The 21,881-nt window shown below is 63.7% G+C and carries 16 protein-coding genes and 1 pseudogene; 8 read left to right on the top strand and 9 right to left on the bottom strand.

From position 1 onward, the window contains the following. Nucleotides 1–152 precede the first annotated feature (152 nt). From B4F51_RS05465 to B4F51_RS05455, 3 genes and pseudogenes are all read left to right on the top strand, one after another. Entirely contained in the window at nt 153–446 is a 294-nt protein-coding gene (locus B4F51_RS05465; RefSeq protein WP_296224076.1) for a hypothetical protein, read from the top strand. 344 nt (nt 447–790) lie between these two features. Further along, nucleotides 791–1,009, top strand: coding sequence for a translation initiation factor IF-1 (gene infA, locus B4F51_RS05460; protein WP_004631109.1), 219 nt, complete (start codon nt 791–793; stop codon nt 1,007–1,009). 454 nt (nt 1,010–1,463) lie between these two features. After that, nucleotides 1,464–2,461: pseudogene (locus tag B4F51_RS05455) on the top strand (hypothetical protein). 122 nt (nt 2,462–2,583) lie between these two features. Here the strand turns inward: B4F51_RS05455 and galU are convergent. Both galU and B4F51_RS05445 read right to left on the bottom strand, forming a co-directional pair. Further along, on the bottom strand, nt 2,584–3,456 hold the full coding sequence (gene galU, locus B4F51_RS05450; protein WP_296224075.1) for a UTP--glucose-1-phosphate uridylyltransferase GalU: 873 nt from the start codon (nt 3,454–3,456) through the stop codon (nt 2,584–2,586). A 40-nt stretch (nt 3,457–3,496) separates the two neighbouring features. Beyond that, nucleotides 3,497–6,403 carry a valine--tRNA ligase gene (locus B4F51_RS05445; protein WP_296224074.1) on the bottom strand — a complete coding sequence of 969 codons (2,907 nt, stop codon included), beginning with the start codon at nt 6,401–6,403 and terminating at the stop codon, nt 3,497–3,499. Nucleotides 6,404–6,556: 153 nt separating this feature from the next. On the opposite strand from B4F51_RS05445, the gene B4F51_RS05440 reads away from it, so the two are divergent. Further along, complete coding sequence (locus tag B4F51_RS05440; protein ID WP_296224073.1) at nt 6,557–8,920, top strand: UvrD-helicase domain-containing protein; 2,364 nt, start codon at nt 6,557–6,559, stop codon at nt 8,918–8,920. A 24-nt stretch (nt 8,921–8,944) separates the two neighbouring features. Here the strand turns inward: B4F51_RS05440 and B4F51_RS05435 are convergent, their stop codons facing one another. From B4F51_RS05435 to B4F51_RS05420, 4 genes are all read right to left on the bottom strand, one after another. Next, nucleotides 8,945–9,742 (bottom strand): BPSS1780 family membrane protein, encoded by a 798-nt coding sequence (locus B4F51_RS05435; RefSeq protein ID WP_296224072.1) that lies wholly within the window; start codon nt 9,740–9,742, stop codon nt 8,945–8,947. After that, nucleotides 9,733–10,737 (bottom strand): homoserine kinase, encoded by a 1,005-nt coding sequence (locus tag B4F51_RS05430; RefSeq protein WP_296224071.1) that lies wholly within the window; start codon nt 10,735–10,737, stop codon nt 9,733–9,735. Before B4F51_RS05430 ends, B4F51_RS05435 begins: the two co-directional genes overlap by 10 nt. An 81-nt stretch (nt 10,738–10,818) precedes the next feature. Further along, nucleotides 10,819–11,241, bottom strand: a complete 423-nt coding sequence (locus B4F51_RS05425; RefSeq protein ID WP_296224070.1) for a hypothetical protein — start codon at nt 11,239–11,241, stop codon at nt 10,819–10,821. A gap of 83 nt (nt 11,242–11,324) precedes the next feature. After that, nucleotides 11,325–12,236: a TIGR00730 family Rossman fold protein gene (locus tag B4F51_RS05420; protein ID WP_296224069.1), complete on the bottom strand. Its 912-nt coding sequence runs from the start codon at nt 12,234–12,236 to the stop codon at nt 11,325–11,327. Nucleotides 12,237–12,240: 4 nt separating this feature from the next. Between B4F51_RS05420 and polA the strand changes: the two genes are divergently transcribed. The 4 genes from polA to B4F51_RS05400 all read left to right on the top strand — a co-directional run bounded on the left by polA (nt 12,241) and on the right by B4F51_RS05400 (nt 18,488). Beyond that, nucleotides 12,241–15,057, top strand: coding sequence for a DNA polymerase I (gene polA, locus B4F51_RS05415; protein WP_296224068.1), 2,817 nt, complete (start codon nt 12,241–12,243; stop codon nt 15,055–15,057). A gap of 188 nt (nt 15,058–15,245) precedes the next feature. Beyond that, on the top strand, nt 15,246–16,571 hold the full coding sequence (locus B4F51_RS05410) for an NAD(P)/FAD-dependent oxidoreductase (RefSeq protein ID WP_296224067.1): 1,326 nt from the start codon (nt 15,246–15,248) through the stop codon (nt 16,569–16,571). A gap of 103 nt (nt 16,572–16,674) precedes the next feature. Continuing rightward, complete coding sequence (locus B4F51_RS05405; RefSeq protein ID WP_296224066.1) at nt 16,675–17,553, top strand: dienelactone hydrolase family protein; 879 nt, start codon at nt 16,675–16,677, stop codon at nt 17,551–17,553. Nucleotides 17,554–17,681: 128 nt separating this feature from the next. Continuing rightward, entirely contained in the window at nt 17,682–18,488 is an 807-nt protein-coding gene (locus B4F51_RS05400; protein ID WP_296224065.1) for a ZIP family metal transporter, read from the top strand. Between the two features lie 67 nt (nt 18,489–18,555). On the opposite strand, the gene B4F51_RS05395 is transcribed toward B4F51_RS05400, so the two are convergent. The 3 genes from B4F51_RS05395 to B4F51_RS05385 all read right to left on the bottom strand — a co-directional run bounded on the left by B4F51_RS05395 (nt 18,556) and on the right by B4F51_RS05385 (nt 21,620). After that, a complete protein-coding gene (locus B4F51_RS05395) occupies nt 18,556–19,446 on the bottom strand; it encodes a sulfurtransferase (RefSeq protein ID WP_296224064.1) in 891 nt (296 codons plus the stop codon). 22 nt (nt 19,447–19,468) lie between these two features. Further along, a complete protein-coding gene (locus tag B4F51_RS05390) occupies nt 19,469–20,443 on the bottom strand; it encodes a DMT family transporter (RefSeq protein ID WP_296224063.1) in 975 nt (324 codons plus the stop codon). Nucleotides 20,444–20,516: 73 nt separating this feature from the next. Then, nucleotides 20,517–21,620: an aromatic ring-hydroxylating oxygenase subunit alpha gene (locus tag B4F51_RS05385; protein WP_296224062.1), complete on the bottom strand. Its 1,104-nt coding sequence runs from the start codon at nt 21,618–21,620 to the stop codon at nt 20,517–20,519. Between the last annotated feature and the right edge of the window lie 261 nt (nt 21,621–21,881).

Here is a 21,881-nt window from a genome sequence, read left to right as displayed (position 1 = left end):
ACCAGCTTTTCGTGACTGCTTGCCCGAACGGCGGCTCGGCGTACGAGTTCGGACGCGGTGTAGATCAAACGTTGGCGCCCCTTTCATCGCCAGGAAAAACGTGCGGGTGTATAGTCGGACAGCACTCGACGTTGAAGAAGGGAGCATCTGCGATGGACACTTCGCCGGCGGGCCAATACAAAGGCTTCGACATTTATCCGTTGGCTTACCAACACGAACGCACGGCACGCTGGCCCGAGGCCAGGGAAGACCGCAGCTACAACGCGGCCGTGATGATCTGTCGGGCGGGGGAGTCGCCCGAGCCAGGGCAGACCCAGGTGTTCCGCTTGTCGGGGGATCAGCAATTCGGCAACGTGGGCGACGCGCGCGTGGCGGCGCTGCGCTTTGCCGAGAGCATTATCGATGGCGATGTGCCCGATCTGTCGCTCTCCATGGGCGGCGCCTGAAGCGGCGCGAGCCCTGTCCATGGTAGAATAGCGAGCGAATCCGGCTTGCCGCCGTACCCCTCGTGGCCGATGGCAGCCGTGTCCAGCACCGGGGTTCCCCCCGCGTCGAGCCGGGCGGCGCGCATCTGCGACCGCCACCCATTCCACGCTTGCACTGAACGGCGCGCGCCATTGGCGGGCGCGATCTGCGTTTGGTGCGATTCGGTACCCCCCAGCCCGCTGTCCGGGCAGATGATCACGGCGATACTGCTGCACGCCCACCGGGGTGTGCGGTTCGGCTCGGGTGGGTCATCACACCATTGCAACCATCGACGCAGCCGCGTGCTGCACACAAAGGAACGAGTTTGGCCAAGGAAGAACTGATCGAATTTGAAGGGGTGGTCTCGGAAGCGCTGCCCGACAATCGTTTTCGCGTGCAACTGGAAAACGGCGTGGAGATCTGGGCTTACGCATCGGGCAAGATGCAGAAGCATCGCATCCGTATCCTGGCGGGCGACCGCGTGAAGCTGGAAATGTCGCCGTACGACCTCACCAAGGGTCGCATCAACTATCGGCACAAGTAAAAACGGCTGTGCCGTCAAGACGTCCGCCAGGCGGGCGTTTCGAAGAAACCGCGCGTCCTGCACGACCCGCGGTTTTTTATTATTGTTGCATAAGCAGCGTTAAATTTCGTGGAACGGCCTTCAACTTCCGGTATCGTGCCGCTTGGCCGCTGACGGGGGCTTAGTCGGCAGCCAATTGAAGTGCAGGGCTTTTCACATCGCCAAGCAGCGCCCTCGGATTGAGCGCGCACCAGCTGTACCCGTCCTCAAATAGGCGCCTGGCTCGCCGATGCATTCGGCAGAGCTTCCAATCGCGCATTCCATTCGCCGACCGGGGCGTCCTCGACGCTCGCACCCGTTCGGTGCTCAGTGTGTCAATGGCATCACATCACATCGGGATACCGCACAGGTAGGACGGCGCTTGTCCACCAAAAACCGGGCGTTACGTTTTTGCGTCCGAGGGAACATAAAACACATGTTGGGAACCAACAAGGCAGCACGGAGAGTGGCGCGCACGAGCCAGCGCGTCATGGTGGGTCCTGGTGGCAGCGGCTGCGCTGACAGGCCTGGGTATGCAAACAGCCTCGGCGCAAGGCGCTCGCCCGAAGGCACCCATCTACGGCGTCGCGCTGGACGATGTCAGCAACATCAATGCGATCGTGGCATCGCTCACGCACCTGCCGTACAAGCCGATCGTGCGCGTGGTATTCGACCCGGGGACGTCGGCTGCCGACTACTACGCGCCACTGGTGAAGCTCCATCAGGTTGCTTACGTGATGGGCGAGATGATGGACTCGTACTACTTCCCAGTTGAACCGACCACCTACAGCGCCCGCACCAACGAACTGGTCAGCACGCTGAAGAATGTGGTGGATGTCCGGGAAATCGCCAACGAGATCAACGGCGAATGGCTGCGTGCCAACCCGAGCGGCCCCACCGCAACGGCAACGTCGCAGGAGCAGGCGATCGGCCAGATGGTCGGTAATGCGTATGACATTGTGAAGGGCGCTGGCGGTCTGGTGTCGGTCACGATGTACTACAACGACGACGGCAAGGGCACCAACTGCTACGAGCTGCCGATGGACGCGTGGCGCACCTGGGCAACGAACTTTCTGCCCGCACGCGTGCGTCAGGGTGCGGATTACGCCCTGTTCAGCTACTACCCATACCAGGACTGCCGGGGGCTGAGCCCGACGTGGACCAACGACTTCAAGTTGTTGGAAAGCATTTTCCCGGTGGCGATGGTGTGGGTTTGGCGAGATCGGCACCTCCAGCATCTCTGCGCCGACCTCCGTGCAGCAAAATCTGATCAAAACGTATTACCCGATGGGTACCACGCAGATGGCGGCTGATCCGCGTTTCATCGGTGGCTACTTCTGGTGGAACTACGTCGAGCAGATGCTGCCGTATAGCACTAGCTCGTACTGGAGCCTCCTGAACCAGACCATCAAGCCGGTGGCGGCACCCCAATAAGAAGCTGCGGCGCTGACGCCTGAAGGGGAGCGCATCAGACCGCGCGAGCTTCGGCTTTCCGGTCAAACAAAAACCCGCGTCAGCTCGCGCTGCGCGGGTTTTTCTATGGGCGAGTAATGCTCTCAGCCGCGCGAGGCGAGGTAGGCGCGGAACTCGTCGGCGACTTCCTTGTGCTTGAGCGCAAACTCCACCGTGGCCTTCAGGTAGCCCAGCTTGCTGCCGCAGTCGTAACGTACGCCCTTGTAGCGGTAGGCCAGTACCTGCTCGGCTGACAGTAGCGACTGAATGGCATCCGTCAATTGCAGCTCGCCGCCAGCGCCCGGCTTGAGGTTGCGGATGTGCTCGAAAATGCGCGGCGTGAGGATGTAGCGGCCGACCACGCCCAGGTTGGACGGTGCATTTTCCGGTGCCGGCTTCTCGACGATGCCCGACATCTTGATGACACTGCCGTCTTCTTCCCACGGGCGGCCGTCCACCACGCCATACGAGCGGCTTTGTTCGCGGTCGATCTCCTCCACGCCGATCACCGAGCAGTTGTAGTGGTCGTACAGGTCGACCATCTGCTTCATGACGGGCGGGGTGCCGTCCAGCAGGTCGTCGGCCAGGATGACCGCGAAGGGTGCGTCACCGACCAGCTTCTCTGCGCACTGCACCGCGTGGCCCAGGCCCAGCGCTTCCGGCTGGCGCACGTAGAAGCAATCCACATGCGACGGCTTGATCGAGTGCACGACCTCAAGCAGTGCGGTCTTATGTTTGGCTTCCAGCTCGGCTTCCAACTCGTAGGCCTTGTCGAAGTGGTCTTCAATGGCGCGCTTGCTGCGGCCCGTCACGAAGATCATCTCGGTGATGCCGGCAGCCATGGCTTCTTCCACGGCGTATTGGATCAGCGGCTTGTCCACCACCGGCAGCATTTCCTTCGGGCTGGCCTTGGTGGCGGGCAGAAAGCGGGTTCCCAGTCCCGCGACGGGGAAAACGGCTTTGGTGACGCGTTGCATCGCAGTTTCCTTGACGATTTTGTTTCTTGACCCGGGGCGCTCAGGCGGCCTGCATCGGCAGGCGCACGATCTGGGCTTCCAGTTTGGCGAGCGTGGCCTTGAAATCCGCCAGACGCTTCTGTTCTAGTTCAACCACGGCGGCCGGCGCGCGGGCGACGAACGATTCGTTGCCGAGCTTGCCTTCGCATTTGGTGATCTCGCCACGCAGGCGGTCGATTTCCTTCGACAGGCGCGCGTGCTCGGCCGCCACGTCGATCTCGACCTTCAGCAGCAGCTTGTTCTCGCCGACGATGGCGACCGGGGCACCGGCGCCGTCTTGCTCCATGGCGGGGGCATCCGTGTAGACCTTCACTTCCGACAGCTTGCCCAGAGCCTGCACATACGGTGCAGCAGCCTGCAGGAATTCGGCATCACCGTTGGCATACAGCGGCACGCGCTGCGCCGGGGAGATATTCATCTCGCCGCGCAGGTTGCGGCAGGCATCCACCAGCGCCTTCAACTGCTGCACCCATTGTTCGGACTGCTCGTCGATCTTGCTGAGCACGGCGCGCGGGTATTCCTGCAGCGCGAGGCTTTCGGTGCCATCGCCCTTGGCGCGACCGGCCATCGGCGCGACCTTCTGCCAGAGTTCTTCGGTAATGAACGGGATGATCGGGTGTGCGAGGCGCAGCACCGTTTCCAGCACGCGCAGCAGGGTGCGGCGCGTGGCGCGCTGCTGCGCCGGCGTGCCGGTTTGGATCTGCACCTTGGCGAGTTCCAGATACCAGTCGCAGTATTCGTCCCAGACGAACTTGTAGATGGCGCTGGCGATGTTGTCGAAGCGGTAGTCGGCAAAGCCTTTCTCCACTTCGGTTTCCACGCGCTGCAGTAGCGAGACGATCCAGCGGTCAGCCTGCGAGAAATGCAGATAGCCTTCGGGGCCGCAATCACCCGCGCACTCCTGCATGCCGCAGTCCTGGCCTTCGGTGTTCATCAGCACGAAGCGCGTGGCGTTCCAGAGCTTGTTGCAGAAATTGCGGTAGCCCTCGCAGCGGCTGGAGTCGAAGTTGATGTTGCGGCCGAGCGTGGCCAGCGACGCGAAGGTGAAGCGCAGTGCGTCGGCACCGAACGCCGGAATGCCTTCCGGGAATTCCTTGCGCGTGCGGGCTTCCACCTTGGGCGCGTCCTTCGGGCGGCGCAGGCCGGTGGTGCGCTTGCCGAGCAGCGGCTCCAGCGCGATGCCGTCGATCAGGTCCACCGGGTCGAGCGTGTTGCCCTCGGACTTGCTCATCTTCTTGCCTTCCGAATCGCGCACCAGGCCGTGCACGTAGACGGTGTGGAAGGGCACTTCGCCGGTGAAGTGCAGGGTCATCATGACCATGCGCGCCACCCAGAAGAAGATGATGTCGTAGCCCGTGACCAGCACGGTGGAGGGCAGGAAGTGCTTCAACTCCGGCGTATCGGCCGGCCAGCCCAGCGACGAGAACGGCACCAGCGCGGAGGAGAACCACGTATCGAGCACGTCGTCGTCACGCTTGAGCGCGCCGGTATAACCCTTGGCTGCGGCCTGGGTGCGAGCTTCTTCTTCGGTGCGGCCGACGTAGACATTGCCGGCTTCGTCGTACCACGCCGGAATCTGGTGGCCCCACCACAGTTGGCGCGAGATGCACCAGTCCTGGATGTTGTTCAGCCACTGGTTGTACGTATTGACCCACTGCTCGGGCACGAGCTTGATCTTGCCACTCTGCACGGCGTCCAGCGCCACTTCAGCGATGGAGCGGCCGGGAAAGCGCGTGCCTTCCGGCGCCGGCTTGCTCATGGCGACGAACCACTGGTCGGTCAGCATCGGCTCGATGACCACGCCGGTACGGTCACCGCGCGGCACCATCAGCGTGTGCTTCTTCACCTCGGCCAGCAGGCCAAGCGATTCCAGATCGGCGACGATGCGCTTGCGGGCATCGAAGCGGTCCAAGCCGCGATAGGTGGCGGGCGCGTTGTCGGCGATCTTCGCTTCCAGCGTCAGCACCGAGATTTGCGGCAGGTTGTGGCGCTGGCCGACGGCATAGTCGTTGAAGTCGTGGCCCGGGGTGACCTTCACCACGCCGGTGCCGAATTCGCGGTCGACGTATTCGTCGGCAATGATGGGGATTTCGCGCCATTGGTTGGCGTCCAGCGCATCGGCATCACCGGAGAGCGGCAGGCGCACGGTCTGGCCGATCAGGTGGGCGTAGCGTTCGTCTTGCGGGTGCACCATCACGGCCGTGTCGCCGAGCATGGTTTCCGGGCGGGTGGTTGCCACCGTCAGATGCGTGAGACCGGTCTTGGCGTCCGGCTGCGCCAGCGGATAGCGGATGTGCCACAGCGAGCCTTCTTCCTCTTCGCTCACCACTTCCAGGTCGGACACGGCGGTGCCGAGCACCGGGTCCCAGTTGACGAGGCGCTTGCCGCGGTAGATCAGGCCCTCTTCATACAGACGCACGAAGACTTCGCTGACCGCGCGCGACATCTTCGGGTCCATCGTGAAGTATTCGCGCTCCCAGTCGATCGAGGCGCCCATGCGGCGCACTTGGCGCGTGATGGTCGTGCCGGATTGCTCCTTCCATTCCCACACCTTCTCGACAAACTTTTCGCGGCCGAGGTCATGGCGGGACACGCCTTGCGCATCAAGCTGCCGTTCCACGACGATCTGCGTGGCGATGCCGGCGTGGTCGGTGCCCGGCACCCACAGCGTGTTGGCGCCCTGCATGCGCGCATGGCGCGTCAGGCCGTCCATGATGGTCTGGTTGAACGCGTGGCCCATGTGCAGCGTGCCCGTCACGTTCGGCGGCGGCAACTGGATGCAGAAATCCGGACGGCCGGCTTCGAGCGTCGCACGGGAGACGCCCATCGCTTCCCACGCCGCGCTCCACTTCTGTTCGATGGTGGCGGGTTCGAAACTCTTGGCGAGGGACTGGTTTTGATCGGTCATGCTGACAGGGCGCGCAACACGCGCAAAAAAGACGTTTGGCCCAGGAAAATGGCGGGCGAAAGCTAGGAATTATACGACCTGTCGGTGTCCGGCACGGGCGAGGCAGGGGAGGGGGCCGGTATAATTTCAGGATTCCGCAAAGGCTCCTCCCGCATGTCCGACCTGCTCGCCAATCTGAACCCCGAACAACGCGCCGCCGTCACGCTTCCTGACGAATCGGCGCTGATCCTGGCGGGGGCGGGCAGCGGCAAGACGCGCGTGCTGACCACCCGCATCGCCTGGCTGATCCAGAGCGCGCGGGTCTCGCCGGCGGGTGTGCTGGCCGTCACGTTTACCAACAAGGCGGCGAAGGAAATGACGGCCCGCCTGCAGGCGATGCTGCCGATCAACACGCGCGGCATGTGGATCGGAACCTTCCACGGCCTGTGTAACCGGCTGCTGCGCGCGCATTACCGCGATGCCGGCCTTCCGCAGACCTTCCAGATTCTGGATACGCAGGATCAACTCTCGTCCATCAAGCGCCTACTCAAGTCGCTCAACATCGACGACGAGAAATTTCCGCCCAAGAACGTCCAGTACTTCATCAATGGGGCCAAGGAGCAGGGCCTGCGCGCGGGCGACCTGGAAATCGCCAACGAGTTCGACCGCCGCATGGCCGATCTCTATGCCGCCTACGACGCGCAATGCCAGCGCGAAGGCGTGGTCGACTTTGCCGAGCTGCTGCTGCGCTGCTACGAGCTGCTACGTTACAACGACGCCATCCGCACGCATTACCAGCGGCGTTTCAAGCACATCCTGGTCGACGAGTTCCAGGATACGAACAAGCTCCAGTACGCCTGGCTGAAGATCCTGGCAGGCTTGGGCGAGCCGGGTGTCACGCCCAACGCCATCTTTGCCGTGGGCGATGATGATCAGAGTATCTACGCGTTTCGCGGTGCCAACGTCGGCAATATGGTCGACTTCGAGCGCGAATTCCGCGTTGAGCACCGCATCAAGCTGGAGCAGAACTACCGTTCGCATGGCCACATTCTCGATACCGCCAACCACCTGATCGCGCACAACACGCGCCGCCTGGGCAAGAACCTGCGCACCGACGCCGGCCATGGCGAGCCCGTGCGCGTCTACCAGGCCGCCACCGATGGGCAGGAGGCCGGCTGGATCGTCGACGAGATCCGCGACCGCATCGCCGCCGGCACGGCGCGTTCGGAAATCGCCATCCTGTATCGCAGCAACGCGCAGTCGCGGGTGATCGAGCACGCGCTGTTTTCGGCGGGCATCGCCTACAAGGTGTACGGCGGCCTGCGCTTCTTCGAGCGCGCGGAAATCAAACATGCGCTGGCGTATCTGCAGTTGCTGGAGAACCCGGACAACGATGCTGCATTCGGTCGCGTGGTCAACTTCCCGGCGCGTGGCGTTGGGGCGCGCTCGTTGGAGTTGCTTCAGGATGCAGCCAAGCTTTATGGCGTCTCGCTGGCGGCCGCGGTGCCGTATCTGACCGGCGCGGCGGGCACGAAGCTGTCGGCCTTTGTGCGTCTGGTCGAGCAGATGCGCGCGGATACGCGCCAGATGACGCTGCCCGAGATTGTCCAGCACGTCATCCACGCCAGCGGCCTCATCACGCATTACCAGGGCGAGAAGGAAGGCCTTGACCGCATCGAAAACTTGCAGGAATTGGTGACCGCTGCGCAGGCTTTCGTGGCCGAAGAGGGCTACGGCGTGGATGCCATCGCCACCGCATTGCCGATGCGGCATGACGCGCTGGTCCGCATCGAGGGCGGCGAGAACGATACCGTCTCCGAACTCGTCACCGACGAGACGCCCGCCGAGATGACCCCGCTGGTTGCCTTCCTGACGCACGCCTCGCTGGAGGCCGGCGACAACCAGGCGCAAGCCGGCCAGGACGCCGTGCAGCTCATGACGGTGCACGCGGCCAAGGGGCTGGAATTCCACGTCGTCTTCATCACTGGGCTGGAAGAGGGTTTGTTCCCGCACGAAAACAGCCAGATGGAGGCCGACGGCCTGGAAGAGGAGCGCCGCCTGATGTACGTGGCCATCACGCGGGCACGTGAGCGGCTCTATCTTTCGTTCGCGCAAAGCCGTGTGCTGCATGGCCAGATTCGCTACCACATCCGCTCGCGCTTCTTCGACGAGCTGCCGGAGGAAACGCTTAAGTGGCTCACGCCGCAGCACAGCGGCTACAACGCCACGCGCCGTGCGCAGAGCGAAAGCGCCTGGGGCAATGATTGGTTTAAGCGCCCGCAGCGCGGCGACGAAGATGCCTACACTGGCACCCGCCCGACCGGCGGCATGGATACCGGCAAGAACTACGCCGATGCCAAGCGTGCGGCCGAAACAGGCTTCCGCGTCGGCCAGTCGGTGTTCCACAACAAGTTCGGGGAAGGCGTCATCACGACGCTGGAGGGTGAAGGCGCCGAGGCGCGCGCCCATATCAAGTTCAACCGCCACGGCACGAAGGTGTTGGCGCTGGGCATTGCCAAGCTGGACCCGATCAACTGAGCATCGATCGGGGCGGCGTGCAGGTCAGGCCGTCGTGTCGGTGGCCTGGCCGGCGGCTTGCGTCACGTTGAAGCAGCCGCGGTAGGTGGCATAGAACGAGCAGTACAGCACCGCCATCACCAGAATCCGGTACGGTGTGGCGATCAGCGGCGCAATGTTGTTGGCGCCACTCGATGCAAACAGCGCGTCGATGAACAGAGGTATCGCGATCAGCAGGATTGCGAACAGCGCACCGTACAGGATGAACGCCGCGCGGTTGCGCCACACGGCCATCCAGCTGAAGAACAGCGCCTTGCCCACCGGAATGCCGTGCCAGGCTACCAGCAGCGGCGCAAACCAGAACAGCACCGCCACCGGGATGTACAGCACCGAGCCCATGACCATGGCCAGATAGAACTCGCGGATGGCGTCGGTGGTGAGCGGCTTGTCGCTGACCACCGTCATCAGCGTATCGACATCGACCAGCGTCATCAGGATGCCGCTGACGACCAGCACCAGCACGCCGTAGATCCCGCCCAGCTTCAGCAGCCCGCGCATCGCGTCCTTGCCGTATGAGCGGAAGCCCGCAATGAGCGACGTCGGGCCGATGCGCTTGCCCGCCACCGTATCGCGGCACGCCGACATGAAGCCGACGAAGATGGCCGGGTTCAGCAGCAGGATCGCGAACACACCGATGGGCGGCATCAGCAGCATCAGCAGGTTGACGGCAAACAGGTAGATGAACAGCAGCAACAGGAACCCGATGGGGTTCTTGCGGAACAGCCACGCACCCTGGCGCAGCCAGACGTAACCCTGCTTGCCGGAGACTTCGATCAGTTGCATGGTTGGGGGAGATCCAGAGTCAGCCCATCGGCCCGCACCCGCTCGCGCAGCACGCGCTCGAAGTGGGTCGGGTCATGCGGCTTGAGCAGTTCGGCATCGCGCGGCAGATAGAAATCCCACAGGCGCGATACCCAGAAGCGGTAGGCCGCCGCGCGCAGCATGTCCTGCCAGTGCCTCGTTTCGGCATCGGTAAAGGGGCGCACGGCGTGATAGGCGTGCAGCATGGCACGTGCGCGCTCGGCATCGAGCACGCCGGTGGCAAGGTCGATGCACCAGTCGTTGACTGTCACCGCCACGTCGAACAGCCATTTGTCGACGCCTGCGAAGTAGAAATCGAAGAAGCCGCCCAAGCGCTCCGGGTGGCCATCGGCTGCCGGTTCGAACAGCACGTTGTCACGGAAGAGGTCGCAATGGCATGGGCCCTCGGGCAACGCAGCGTAGTCGGTGCTGGCGAAGAAGCGTTGCTGATGCGCGAGTTCGTTTTCCAGCAGCGTGCGGGTGTCGCCGTGCACGAAGGGCACCACGTCGGGCACCACCTCGTTCCACCAAGGCAGGCTGCGCAGGTTGGGCTGGTGGCGCGGGTAGTCGCGTCCGGCCAGGTGCATGCGCGCGAGCATGTCGCCGACGATGGCGCATTCAGATACCGTCGGCGCCAGGTTGGAACGGCCGGCCAGGCGCGTCACGATGGTCGCCGGTTTGCCCTTGAGCATGCGCAGGATTTCGCCGTCGCGCCCCGGAATCGGCGCCGGCACGCTGATGCCGTGCTGCGCCAGGTACCGCATCAGATACAGGTAGAACGGCAGTTGCTCGAAGGTCAGGCGCTCGAACAGCGTGACGACGTATTCATGTGTCTGACCATCCTTTTCCGTAGTCAGGAAGAAGTTGGAGTTTTCGATCCCGGAGGGAATGCCGCGAAACGCGCGAGCGGTGCCCACATCGTATTGATCCAGCCAGAGGGAGATCTCGGCGTCGGAGACCGGGGTGAAAACAGCCATGCTTCAGAAAAGGGAAACGGGTGAAAGAAAAGGCGCGGCAAGCGCGTGTTGCCGCGCCGGCACGCCCTGCGAGCGTTGCGTTCAGAACTTCAGGACGTTGACCGAGGGTACGCGGTCGATGTCGCCGCGCTCACGGATGCGCGGCGAGCTGTCTTCGGGTTTGCTCAAATTGTAGGACGTACCCATGCCCGATTTGACATAGATGTCCGGCGCCTGGCCCTTCTGGAAACGGTATTCCTCGACCTGCGTGCCGTCGTTGTCGCGGTATTCGAAGCTCGGCTTGACTGGCGCGTTGTGGATCGCGCCCTTGGTCGGCTTGGCGATCGGCTGGTTGTTGATGGCCTTGACGTCGGGCAGGTCCAGGCCGGCGCTGTCCTGCGTCACTTCAGCGTGCGCGGGCAGGGCCAGGCAAAAGACGGCGCCCGCGGCCAGCCCTGCGTGGCGCATCAGGAGCGCGATGCTGGCGAGGCGGGGGGCGGAGGGCGGGTGAAGCAGCGAATCCATGATGGACTCCAGCGAGTGATCCGGAAACGTGCATTCTAACAGTCGGAACCCCTCGCCATCGTCCATCCGGAAGCCGTCGATCGTCACAGGTAGAACATCTCTTCCTTGGGCGGAATCGGCGAGGTGCCTTCGCGCTTCTCGTAGAACTCGTAGACAGCGTCGAGCGCGTCCTTGGGCTCGTCGACGATGCGCATGATGTCCAGATCGTGCTCGGCAATCAGGCCCATGGGAAGCAATGTATAGCGGAACCAGTCGAGCAGGCCCTTCCAGAAGCGGCTGCCGAACATCACCACTGGCACGCTGCGTGATTTGCCGGTCTGGACGAGCGTGAGCACCTCGGCCAACTCGTCCAGCGTGCCGAAGCCGCCCGGCATGACGATGAACGCATCGGAGTTCTTCACGAAGGTGACCTTGCGCGTGAAGAAATGGCGAAAGCGCATCGAGATGTCCTGATACGGATTGCCCTGCTGCTCGTGCGGCAGTTCGATGTTCAGGCCCACGCTGGCCGACTTGCCGCTGTGCGCGCCCTTGTTGGCCGCTTCCATGATGCCGGGGCCGCCGCCGGAGATGACGGCGAAGCCCGCGTCCGAGAATAGGCGGGCGATTTCGATGGTGCGCTCATAGTAAGGGGAATCCTCGCGCAGGCGCGCGCTGCCGTAGATCGAGACGGCCGGACGGATCTCCGAGAGGTACTCGGTCGCCTCAATGAACTCTGCCATAATCGTGAACATCTGCCAGGAGGCGCGCGCTTTCTTTGCGGTGGCGCGTTCCTCGTCGGCGAGTGCTCGCAGGCTGGGGATCATCTTGCGGTCGGTGCGGCCGTGTGCGGCGTCGGATTTGGCGGAGGCAATCTCCACCGGACGGTCCGCGCCCACCGTCACGTTGACGTCCATGTCGGCCGCAGACACGTCAGCAGCCTGCTTCGCCACGCCGCCTTCTGCGGCGCCGCCATTGTTGGAAACGCCCTCGGGCGTTCCAGTCACATTAGAGTCCATGGGAATGTCGCAAAGTCAAGAAACGCTGTTGCTCGTCGATGGCTCGAGTTATTTGTACCGTGCTTATCACGCACTGCCCGACTTGCGTAATGGAGAAGGGTTTCCTACGGGGGCCATCTACGGCATCGTGAACATGCTGCGCAAGCTGCGCAACGACTACCCGGCCAAGTATAGCGCTTGCGTTTTCGACGCTAAAGGCAAGACGTTCCGCGACGAGATGTATCCCGCCTACAAGGAGCATCGCGCTCCGATGCCCGACGATCTGCGCGCGCAGATCGAGCCCATCCACGAAGCCGTGCGCGCGCTGGGCTGGCCCATCCTGGTGGTCGACGGCGTGGAGGCTGACGACGTGATCGGCACGCTGGCCGAACGGGCAACCCGGGAAGGCGTTCGAACCATCGTCTCGACGGGCGACAAGGACCTTGCCCAACTGGTGAATTCGCACGTCACGCTGGTCAACACGATGACGAACGAGACGCTCGATCCGGCCGGCGTGCAGACCAAGTTTGGCGTACCGCCGGAACGCATCGTCGACTATCTCTCGTTGATCGGCGACACGGTGGACAACGTGCCCGGCGTGCCCAAGGTGGGGCCGAAGACCGCCGTGAAATGGTTGACTGAATTCGGCACGCTCGACAACGTCATTGCCCGTGCAGGCGAGATCAAGGGGGTGGTGGGCGACAACCTGCGCAACACGCTCGACTGGCTGCCCAAGGGGCGCGAGCTGCTGACCGTGAAGGTCGACTGCGATTTGTCCGAGGAAGTGCCCACGTTCGACGCGCTGGTCGACGGAGGTGAAGATAAATCGAAGCTCGTCGATTTCTTCAGCCGCTACGGCTTCAAGACCTGGCTGCGCGAGGCCTCTGGCGAGGCGCTGCCCGACACGCGCAGCGTGGGTGCCGCACGCAAGGCCGCGACGCCCGTCAAGAATTACGCCGGCGAGGCCGCTGCGCAGCAGCAGGCCCAGGCCAGCCTGTTCGACGCGGAGGCCGCTCCCGCCGAGGTCAAATACGAGACCGTCATCACTGAGGCTCAGCTCGAATCGTGGATGCAGTTGCTGGACGAGGTGGACCTCGTCTGCATCGATACTGAGACAACGTCGATTGACCCGATGCAGGCGCAACTGGTCGGCATTTCGCTGTCGGTCACGCCGGGGCAGGCGTGCTACATCCCGGTTGCGCATCGCGGCCCGGACGTGGCGGGGCTCGATGGTGCCGCGCAACTCTCGCGCGATACCGTGCTCGCACGCATGAAGACCTGGCTCGAAGACGACGCGTGCAAGAAGGTCGGCCAGCATCTGAAATACGACGCGCACGTGTTCGCCAACCACGGCATCGCGCTGCGCGGCATTGAGCACGACACGATGCTGCAATCGTACGTGCTTGAATCCCACCGCAATCACGGCATGGATGCTCTGGCCGAACGCGTGCTGCACCTCAAGACCATCACCTACGAAGAGGTGTGCGGCAAGGGTGCATCGCAGATCGGCTTTGATGAAGTGCCGCTCGATCGCGCCACCGAATACGCCGCCGAGGATGCGGACATCACGCTGCGCCTGCATCGTGCGCTGTACCCTAAGGTGGCCGCCGACGACAAGCTCGACTACGTCTACAAGCAGATCGAGATGCCCACCTCGATCGTGCTGCAGAAGATGGAGCGCAATGGCGTGCTGGTCGATGGCGAACGCCTTGCCAGGCAGAGTGCCGAGCTGGGCCAGCGCCTGCTGCAACTGGAAGAGCAGGCCCACGCGCTGGCAGGCCAGCCGTTCAATCTGAATTCTCCCAAGCAGATCGGCGAGATCTTCTTCAACCAGTTGAAGTTGCCGATCATCAAGAAGACCGCCAGCGGCGCGCCGTCGACCGACGAAGAGGTACTGCAGAAGCTGGCAGAGGACTACCCGCTGCCCAAGCTGCTGCTCGACTACCGGGGCTTGGCCAAGCTCAAGTCCACCTACACCGACAAGCTGCCGAAGATGGTGAACCCGCGTACAGGTCGGGTCCATACCACCTACGGTCAGGCCACCGCCGTGACGGGGCGTCTGGCCTCGACCGATCCGAACCTGCAGAACATTCCGGTGCGCACGGAAGAAGGGCGGCGCATTCGTGAAGCCTTCATCGCGCCCGAGGGTAGCGTCATCGTCTCGGCCGACTATTCGCAGATCGAGTTGCGCATCATGGCCCATCTGTCGCAGGACGAAGGCCTGATGCGTGCGTTCCAGGAAGGCCAGGATGTGCACCGCGCGACTGCCGCTGAAGTCTTCAGCGTCACGCCCCTGGAGGTGACCGCTGACCAGCGGCGCGTTGCCAAGGTCATCAACTTCGGCCTGATCTACGGCATGAGCGCGTTCGGGCTGGCGAGCAACCTCGGCATCGGCCGCGATGCCGCCAAGCTCTACATCGACCGCTATTTCGCCCGCTACCCCGGCGCCGCGCGCTATATGGACGAGACACGCCAGACCGCGCGCGAGCGCGGCTACGTGGAGACGGCCTTCGGACGCCGCTTGTGGCTGCCCGATATCAACGGCGGCAACGGCCCCCGCCGGCAGGCTGCAGAGCGCGCCGCCATCAACGCGCCCATGCAGGGCACGGCGGCGGACCTGATCAAGCTCTCCATGTTGGCCGTGCAGGGCTGGCTGGAAGCCGAGGCCATGCGCGCGCGCCTAGTCATGCAGGTGCACGATGAACTGGTGCTGGAAGTCCCCCAGGATGAACTGGGCGCGGTGCGCGAGCGCCTGCCGGAACTGATGTGCGGCGTAGCAACGCTGCGTGTGCCGCTGGTCGCCGAAGTGGGCGTGGGCGCCAACTGGGAAGAAGCCCACTGATGCCGTGACGGCCTGTCCGTTCCACAAGGTGTGGCGCGCCTTTTCTTGCCAAGGCAGGCTGCGAATGGCTGTGGCATGCACTTCGGATGATCTGTCATATCTGGCGGCCCGGGGTTGCGGCGCGTTTTGCGTTGCAGCAGACTGCATCTGAACGATCACGTGATTCCGAGCATTCAGAGGAGAAACACATGGCAGCGCAGGCGGATAGCGCGGGTGGGCCGCGCATTGTGGTGGTCGGTGGCGGTGCCGGCGGGCTGGAACTGGCGACGCGGCTGGGCGACAAGCTCGGCAAGCGCGGTGCGGCACAGGTCGTCCTGGTCGACCGCAACCCGACGCATATCTGGAAACCGCTGCTGCATGAAGTCGCTGCCGGCAGCATGGACCCGAATACCCACCAGCTCGAATACGCCGCGCAGGCACGCTGGCACGGCTTCGAGTTCCAGCAGGGCGAACTGAAGGCGCTCGACCGCGCCACCAAGTCGGTCACCGTCTCCGGTTGCCTCGATGCCGATGGCACCGAGGTGCTGCCCGAACGTGCCATTGGCTACGACGTGCTGGTGCTCTCCATCGGCAGCGTGACGCATTTCTTCGGCGTGCCGGGAGCGGCTGAGCATGCCATTGCATTGGACACGGCGCAGCAGGCCGAGCGCTTCCGCCGCAAGCTGATTTCGGCCTGCATGCGCGCGCAGAACCGCGTGGGCGATGCCGGGCCGCAGGTGGATGTCGCCATCGTCGGCGCGGGCGCCACGGGTGTGGAGCTGTCGGCCGAACTCCGTAACACCGCGCACGTGCTGGCAGCGTATGGGCTGCACAAGCTGGACCCGCGCCGTGACATCCGCATCCACCTGATCGAGGGTGGGTCGCGCATCCTGCCCGTGCTTTCCGAGCGCGTGTCGGCCGAAACCACCAAGCTGCTGCACAAGCTGAATGTGGACGTCATCACCGGCGAGCGTGTGACGGAGGTCACCGCCAACGCCGTCAATACGGCCAGCGGCAAGTCCATCCCGGCCGACCTGACCGTGTGGGCGGCGGGCATCCGTGCGCCTTCGGTGCTGGGCGAGCTGGGGCTGCCGGTCAACAAGCTGGGGCAGGTCGTCGTCTCGCGGACGCTGCAGGTGGAAGGCGACGATGCCATCTACGCCTTTGGCGACTGCGCAAGCTGCCCGTGGCCCGAGAAGCAGATGAGCGTGCCGCCGCGTGCGCAGGCAGCGCACCAGCAGGCCACCTACCTGTACAACGCTTTGCGCCGTCGCCTGGACGGCAAGCCGGTCGAGCTGTTCGCCTTCCAGGATCTGGGCTCGCTCGTCTCGCTCGGCCATTTCAGCGCGGTGGGCAGCCTGATGGGCGGGTTGATCGGTGGCTCGATGTTTATCGAGGGCCTCATGGCGCGGCTGATGTACACGTCGCTGTATCGGATGCACGTACTGGCGCTGCACGGCTGGGTGCGCATGTCGCTCGATACCGTGACGCACTGGCTGCGCAGCAAGACGAATCCGCGGGTCAAGCTGCATTAGTCAACCGAACCGGATGCAATGCGCCCCGCTCGGTGGCGATGGATCTGGTCCGGTAGACTGGCCGCTTCGTTTACCGTAACCGCCCAACGGCCAGGAGAGTGCGATGCAGCTTGAAACGGAAGTGGAGAGTCTGGTACCCGGCCGCAGCTTCGACCGCCGCGGCTTCATGAAGACGGCGCTCGGGTCGGCGTTTGCGGCGGCGGTGCTGCCGGTGTCGGCGCAGGCCATCAAGACGGATTTCAACGGGCTCACGGCGGGCGAGGTGATGGTGCCCGTGGGCGACTTCAAGATGCCGGCCTATCGCGCCCAGCCCGAGGGCAAGACGAAGTTGCCGGTGGTGATTGTCGTCAGCGAGATCTTTGGCGTGCATGAGTACATCGCCGATATCTGCCGGCGCTTTGCCAAGCTCGGCTACCTCGCCATCGCGCCGGAGCTGTTTGTGCGCCAGGGCGATCCGCGCGCCTACGGCACCATTCAGGAGGCCGTTACCAACGTGGTTTCCAAGGTGCCGGATGCCCAGGTGGCGGGCGATCTGGATGCGACGGTGGCCTGGGTCAAGGAGAACGGCGGCGATCCGGCGCGCATCGGCATCACCGGCTTCTGCTGGGGCGGGCGCCAAGTCTGGCTGTTTGCTGAGCGTAGCCCCGACATCAAGGCCGCCGTAGCGTGGTACGGGCCGCTGAAGGGCAATCCGACGCCGCTGCAGCCGGTTTCCCCCATCGACAACGTGGATGACTTAAAGGTGCGCGTGCTGGGCTTGTACGGCGCGAAGGACACCGTGATCACGGAGGATGTCCGCAATGCCATGAAGGAGGCGTTGGAGAAATCCAAGAACCTGAAGGCGCGCGCCTCGCGCATCATCGTCTATCCGGATGCCGGCCACGCATTCCACGCCGATTACCGCCCGAGCTATGTGAAAGCCGACGCAGAAGACGGCTGGAAGAAGTGCATTGCCTGGTTCAAGGACCACGGCGTCGAATAAGCACTTGTCCACCATGTACGAAAGGCCCCATGCGGGCCTTTTGTTTTTGCGCTGCTGGCAAAGGTGACAAAAGGGGCATACAATGCGTCCCTTCTTGCAACTCTGTTGCGTTTATAGGTGCGCGCCGCATGGCCCTCGATTCCACCCTGTTAGGCATTCTCCTGGCCACCGCGCTGTCGGGCATCGGCAGCATGATGGGTGCTGCCGTGCTATCGCTGACCGTGCTGGCGCGCGTGGTCGACCGTATGGTCAGCTTTTCCGTCGGAGTGTTGCTGGCCACCTCGCTGCTGCACTCGCTGCCCGAGGCCTTCGAAGCGCATCGCGGTGTCCAACCCAATACGCACGCGCTGTTCGCCACGCTGCTGGCGGGGCTGCTGGGCTTCTTCCTGCTGGAGAAGATCTCGCTGATCCGCCACTCGCATCACTACGAGGGCGACGGCCACGGCCATCACCACGGGCACGACCGCCAGGAGGCCGGCCGCAGTGGCCTGATGATCCTGGTGGGCGACGGCCTGCACAACTTCTCCGACGGCATTGTCATCGCCGCCGCATTCCTGGCCGACATCAAGGTCGGCATCGTCACCGCGCTGGCGATTGCCGCGCACGAGGTTCCACAGGAGATCGGCGATTTCATGGTGCTGCTCAACGCCGGCTTCTCCAAGACGCGTGCCTTCGTCTACAACCTGATCTGCAGTGTCTGCGCGCTGGTGGGCGCGGTGCTTGGCTACTACCTGCTGGATCGGCTGACGTCGTGGATTCCGTATGTGCTGGTGGTGGCCTCCAGCAGCTTCCTCTACATTGCCGTGTGTGATCTGATGCCGCAGATGAAGCGCAAGCCGCGCTGGAAGGAGTCCGCCGTACAGATCGCGCTGATCATCGCGGGCATCCTGATGATCTTCCTGCTGACGGACGGCCTGCACGGCCACGCGCACTGAACCGCAGGCGCCATCCAAACAAGAAGCCCGGTCGCTGCCGGGCTTTTTGCTGCGTGCGATGTTGCGCTTAGGGGTTTGGCCCAGTCGCCACCGGGCGCGATGGGTCGCTGCACCATTCGCTCCATGAGCCCGCGTAGAGGGCGGCGCCCGTCAGGCCGGCGATTTCCATGGCGAGCGCATTGTGGCAGGCGGTCACGCCCGAGCCGCATTGCAGCATCGTGTCTTCGGGTTTGGTGCTGGACAGCACGGCAGCAAAGTCGGCACGCAGCTGTTCGGCCGGCTTGAAGGTGCCGTCGGCCTGCAGGTTGTCGCGAAAGAAGCGGTTGCGTGCGCCGGGGATGTGGCCGCCCACTGGGTCCAGCGTTTCGTTCTCGCCGCGGTAGCGGTCGGGGGCGCGGGCGTCGATGACGATCTTGTCGGCATGCCCCAGGTATTTCTGCACGATGTCGGCCGTCACCAGCGGCGCGAGCGATGGCTTGCGCGCCAGGTTGCCGGGCGTCGCATTGAGCTGCGGCTCGTCGGGCACGACCTTGTCAACGGGATAGTGCGCAGCCTCCCAGGCCTGCAGGCCGCCGTCGAGCACGGCCACATCGGCATGGCCGACCCAGCGCAGCAGCCACCACAGGCGCGCGGCATACATGCTGCCCTGACGGTCGTAGGCAACGACCTGCGTATCGTCGTTTGCGCCCAGCGCCTGCAGCCGTGCCACGAGGGCTTCGGCATCGGGTAGCGGGTGGCGGCCGTTGGTGCCGGTCTTGGGGCCGGACAACTCGTTGTCGAGGTGTAGATAGAACGCGCCGGGAATATGGCTGGCGCGATACGCATCGCGTCCGGCGGCAGGGTTGGCCAGGTCGAAGCTGCAATCGATGACGACGATGGCAGTGGGCGCGCTTTGCTGCAATGCGGCCAGTTGAGACGCGGTGATCAGCGTGGTGTAGCGAGCGTGTTGTTCGCTCATGGCGACAATCTCCAGGGATCGATCAGATTTCCGGGTGAATCTCGGCTTCCGGGCCCGACACGGCGGTCTGCGGCGTCGGATGCTCGGTGCCCGACTGGCGGGCGCGCATGACCGTGGTGACGATGCCGCTGCCGATGATGAGCGCCATGCCCATCCACGACAGCGCATTGAGGTGATCGTGCCACAGCAGCATGCCCCAGCCGCTCGCAAAGACAATGCCGGTGTATTGCAGGTTGGCTGTCAGCAACGTATTGCCGCGCTTGTAGGCGCGTGTCATGGCGGTCTGGCCCAGGGTGGCCAGCAGGCCCACTGCGAGCAGCAGGCGGGCTGTGTTCCACGTATGTGGTTGCGCACCGCCGATCAGCATCCACACGCCGCCGGCAATTGCACTCACCAGCGAGAAGTAGAAGACGATGCGCGCCTCGTTCTCGCCCAGGTCGCCAAGTTGCCGCACCTCTACATAAGCCAGCGCTGTGAACACGCCCGATACCAGCCCGACCATGCCGCCCGTCATCTGCGAGGGGCCGACGCTCGGCTGCAGCAGGCAGATGACGCCGATGAACGACATCAGGATGGCCGCCACCATCTTGCGGTCGGCGCCGCCGGTTTTGCCGGCCAGCGTGGCGCCCGCGCCGATGATCAGCGCAATCCACACCGGCGACATGTAGTTCAGCGTCATGGCCGTCGCCAGCGGCAGCAGGCTGATCGACGTGAACCACAGCAGCAGCGACGTCACCCCGAACACGCTGCGTTTGATATGCGACGTGAGGTAGGGGGTGCGGATGCCCGCGCCTGTTTTGGCCAGGATCGCGCCCATCACGATCATGCCGATCACGCTGCGGTAGAAGACGATCTCACCCGTGCTGTAGTGCGCCGAGGCGAGCTTCACGCACACACCCATCGCCGAGAAGGCAAACGCCGCAAGCACCATCCACAAGGATTGACGGGACGAACTGGCAGACCTTTCGGCAACTTGGGTTGTGAGATCGGTGGACATGGGCAAGACGAAAAAAACGGTGCAGGCCACATGGCTGCACCGTTCGTATTGTGACGCGGAAGGCGGCGGATGCCTACGGTCGGTAATCCATGACGCGTCGATACCACTCGTGGAAGTGCTGCATGCCGTCTTCCATGGGCGACTGGTAAGGGCCGACCTCGCTTATGCCGCGCTTCATCAGCGCCAGGCGGCCGGCATCCATGCGCTCGGCAATCTCATCGTCCTCGATACAGGTTTCCATGTAGGCGGCGCGCTCGGCTTCGACGAACTCGCGCTCGAACAGGACGATCTCTTCTGGGTAATAGAACTCGACCACATTGCGTGTCTTGGTCGGCCCCAGCGGATGCAGCGTCGAGATCACCAGCACGTTCGGGTACCACTCGACCATCACGTTCGGGTAGTACGTCAGCCACACCGCGCCGTACTTGGGCATCTCGCCGTTGTTGAAGCGCAGCACGGCGTCGTGCCACTTCTGGTACGTGGGCGAGCCCGGTTTGCGCAAACCTGCGTGGATGCCGACCGTCTGCACGCTGTGCCACTCGCCGAATTCCCATTCCAGGTCGTCGCACGAGACGAACTGGCCGAGACCGGGGTGGAAGGGCACAACGTGGTAGTCCTCCAGATAGACCTCGATGAAGGTCTTCCAGTTGTAGTTGCAGTCGTGCACCTCGACGTGGTCGAGCATGTAGCCAGAGAAGTCGAGATCACGGGCCACGCCCAGGCGGGCGAGGTCGTTGCGCACGTCACGTTTGCCCTCGAACAGCAGGCCGTTCCAGTTCTGCAGCGGCGAGCGCGACAGGTGCACGCACGGTTGCTGCTCGAAGTGCGGCGCGCCTAGCAGGTCGCCCTTGAGGTCGTACGTCCAGCGATGCAGCGGGCAGACGATGTTCTGGGCATTGCCTCGCCCATTGAGCATGATCGCCTGGCGATGCCGGCACACGTTGGAAAGCAGTTCGACGCCGTTCGGATTGCGCACCAGCACGCGGCCCTCGGCCTCGGCGGCAAGCGTGTGATAGTCGCCAACTTCCGGGACCATCAGCTCATGGCCCACGTAGCCGGGGCCATGTTTGAACAGACGTTCGATTTCAGTTTGATACAGCGCCTCGTCGAAGTAGGCAGAGACGGGCAACTGGGTTTCAGACGGCACCAAGTTCAGTGCGGTGCTGAGATTGGACATTATCCCCACTCCCAATAACGGTGAAAGCAGTGAACAACCCAACCATCGAAAAAATCGATATGGATATGGGAAAGAAGAACGCCATCGACTGGTGGCCCAGGGTCTGTTGATCTATGAAATGAGCGCCCGCTGGCCCCCGCTTGGGCCAGCGCCATACGTTTCATGGGTCAGCAGACCCAACCGCCATGCGGAGCGGCGTGCGCCGGTCCGGCCTTTGGAGGAAGGCGGGATTGTACCCCAGGGGCATTGATAAGCCCCTGA

It is taken from the genome of Ralstonia sp. UBA689, assembly GCF_002298975.1.
Taxonomy (GTDB): domain Bacteria; phylum Pseudomonadota; class Gammaproteobacteria; order Burkholderiales; family Burkholderiaceae; genus Ralstonia.
This window is presented reverse-complemented; position numbering and strand designations above follow the sequence as displayed.

What these genes read in the sequence shown, in the direction of transcription:
- B4F51_RS05465 (WP_296224076.1), top strand. Translation starts at nt 153, where the DNA reads ATGGACACTTCGCCGGCGGGCCAATACAAAGGCTTCGACATTTATCCG.
- galU (WP_296224075.1), bottom strand. Translation starts at nt 3,456, where the DNA reads ATGCAACGCGTCACCAAAGCCGTTTTCCCCGTCGCGGGACTGGGAACC.
- B4F51_RS05445 (WP_296224074.1), bottom strand. Translation starts at nt 6,403, where the DNA reads ATGACCGATCAAAACCAGTCCCTCGCCAAGAGTTTCGAACCCGCCACC.
- B4F51_RS05440 (WP_296224073.1), top strand. Translation starts at nt 6,557, where the DNA reads ATGTCCGACCTGCTCGCCAATCTGAACCCCGAACAACGCGCCGCCGTC.
- B4F51_RS05435 (WP_296224072.1), bottom strand. Translation starts at nt 9,742, where the DNA reads ATGCAACTGATCGAAGTCTCCGGCAAGCAGGGTTACGTCTGGCTGCGC.
- B4F51_RS05430 (WP_296224071.1), bottom strand. Translation starts at nt 10,737, where the DNA reads ATGGCTGTTTTCACCCCGGTCTCCGACGCCGAGATCTCCCTCTGGCTG.
- B4F51_RS05425 (WP_296224070.1), bottom strand. Translation starts at nt 11,241, where the DNA reads ATGGATTCGCTGCTTCACCCGCCCTCCGCCCCCCGCCTCGCCAGCATC.
- B4F51_RS05420 (WP_296224069.1), bottom strand. Translation starts at nt 12,236, where the DNA reads ATGGACTCTAATGTGACTGGAACGCCCGAGGGCGTTTCCAACAATGGC.
- polA (WP_296224068.1), top strand. Translation starts at nt 12,241, where the DNA reads ATGTCGCAAAGTCAAGAAACGCTGTTGCTCGTCGATGGCTCGAGTTAT.
- B4F51_RS05410 (WP_296224067.1), top strand. Translation starts at nt 15,246, where the DNA reads ATGGCAGCGCAGGCGGATAGCGCGGGTGGGCCGCGCATTGTGGTGGTC.
- B4F51_RS05405 (WP_296224066.1), top strand. Translation starts at nt 16,675, where the DNA reads ATGCAGCTTGAAACGGAAGTGGAGAGTCTGGTACCCGGCCGCAGCTTC.
- B4F51_RS05400 (WP_296224065.1), top strand. Translation starts at nt 17,682, where the DNA reads ATGGCCCTCGATTCCACCCTGTTAGGCATTCTCCTGGCCACCGCGCTG.
- B4F51_RS05395 (WP_296224064.1), bottom strand. Translation starts at nt 19,446, where the DNA reads ATGAGCGAACAACACGCTCGCTACACCACGCTGATCACCGCGTCTCAA.
- B4F51_RS05390 (WP_296224063.1), bottom strand. Translation starts at nt 20,443, where the DNA reads ATGTCCACCGATCTCACAACCCAAGTTGCCGAAAGGTCTGCCAGTTCG.
- B4F51_RS05385 (WP_296224062.1), bottom strand. Translation starts at nt 21,620, where the DNA reads ATGTCCAATCTCAGCACCGCACTGAACTTGGTGCCGTCTGAAACCCAG.